Here is a 1,674-nt window from a genome sequence, read left to right as displayed (position 1 = left end):
CGGCCAACCGCCCCATCGGCGGCGCTGGCCGACATCGCGGCCAGCATCAGCGGCAGCGCCAGCAACAGGGTCTTCAAAGTCTTGCGCATGTTCCCCTCCCAGGGATGTCGGTGAAGGCCGGCGCAGTGCCGGTACAGGCCGACTGTATACCCATTCGCCGGGGTATGGGCAACGGGGTCAGGCGATTTCGTACAGCTCCAGCGGCAGCCCGTCGGGATCGGCGAAGAAGGTGAAGCGGCGGCCGGTGTACGCGTCCGTGCGGATCGGTTCGCAGTCGACACCGGCGGCGGCCAGCCGCGCGATCATCGGTTCCAGGGCCGCCACCCGGAAGGCCAGGTGACGCAGACCCTGCGCTTCGGGGCGGCTGGGCCGGGGCGGGGCAGCTGGGAAGGAGAACAGCTCCAGCTGGCTGCCGTCGGGCAGGGCCAGGTCCAGCTTCCAGGAATCGCGTGCGGCGCGGTAGTTCTCGTCCAGGACCCGCAGGCCCAGCACCTGGGTGTAGAAGGCCTTGGAACGGGCGTAGTCCGCGCCGATCACGGCCACGTGGTGGATGCCGAGCAGCGGGGTATCGTTGGGGGGCGTCATTGCAGGGTGTCCAGCCAGCGCTGGGCGATCTGCAGCGCCAGCGGATAGGGTTCGGGGCCATCGCGGTTGGTCAGGATGATGACCGTCAGGTGCTGGCGGGGATAGCGCAGGATCACGTTGCGGAAGCCGATGCTTTCGCCGCTGTGCCATTGCGCGTCGCCGTTGAGCCGCCAGCCGAAGCCGTAGAACGGCACGTCCGGCTCGTTGGTGCGCGTGGCCGGGGCGAAGGCCTGCCGCAGGGAGGCGGCGGTGAGCAGGCGCTGGTCGTACAGCGCCGCGTCCCAGCGGGCCAGGTCCTCCAGCGATGCGTAGATGCCGCCGTCGCCCAGCACCGCGCTGGTCGGGCTCTGGTCGGTGCGCTGCCAACGCCCGTCGACCTCGCTGTAGCCATAGGCGCGCCGGGCCACGTCGTCCACGCCGTCCTGGTGGGCCACGGTGTCGCGCATGCCCAGCGGCTGGAAGATCCGGGTGCGCAGGAACGTGGCGAAGTCCTGGCCCGATGCCTTGGCCACCACCAGCGCCAGCAGCGCATAGCCGCTGTTGCTGTAGCGGTACTGGCTGCCCGGAGGGAACAGGGTGCGGTCCTGGGCGTCCAGCAGGTGCAGCACGTCGATGTCGTGCACCTGCGTGGTGGCCGCGGCGGGCATCAGGTCTTCGTAGTCGAGCAGGCCGCCGGTATGGCTGAGCAGGTGGCGCAGCGTGATCGCGTCGGCGGCGGCGGGCAGCGACGGCAGCCAGCGTTTGAGCGGGTCGTCCAGGCGCAGCGCGCCGTCCTCGGCGAGCAGCAGGATTGCCGCGGCGGTGAACTGCTTGCTGACCGAGGCCAGGCGGAAGTTGGTCCGGGCGGTCACGGCCGTGTGGTCTTCGACCACCGCCAGCCCGTAGCCGCGCTGGAATACCGGCTGGCCCTCGTGCAGGACCAGCACCGCCGCGCCCGGAACCTGACCGTCATAACGCTGCAGCAGGGCGTCGATGCCGGGGTCGGGTGGCGACAGCGCCGGCGCTGCCAGCGCGCCACCCGCCGCCAGCAGGCCCAGCCAGACCAGGCCGCCCGCCATCAGCCTGCTGCGGTAACGCAGGCGATCAGGG

The 1,674-nt window shown here is 70.8% G+C and carries 2 protein-coding genes; both read right to left on the bottom strand.

The window, feature by feature from the left end; translation table 11 throughout:
• Nucleotides 1–177 precede the first annotated feature (177 nt).
• Complete coding sequence (locus DBR34_RS17685; protein ID WP_128097752.1) at nt 178–585, bottom strand: VOC family protein; 408 nt, start codon at nt 583–585, stop codon at nt 178–180.
• Complete coding sequence (locus DBR34_RS17680; RefSeq protein ID WP_128097754.1) at nt 582–1,643, bottom strand: serine hydrolase domain-containing protein; 1,062 nt, start codon at nt 1,641–1,643, stop codon at nt 582–584. Before DBR34_RS17680 ends, DBR34_RS17685 begins: the two co-directional genes overlap by 4 nt.
• Nucleotides 1,644–1,674: the final 31 nt, after the last annotated feature.

The organism is Stenotrophomonas sp. HMWF003 (assembly GCF_003061285.1).
Lineage (GTDB): Bacteria > Pseudomonadota > Gammaproteobacteria > Xanthomonadales > Xanthomonadaceae > Stenotrophomonas > Stenotrophomonas maltophilia_AP.
The sequence above is the reverse complement of the archived record's forward strand: the minus strand, read 5'-3'. Positions and strand labels throughout refer to the sequence as shown.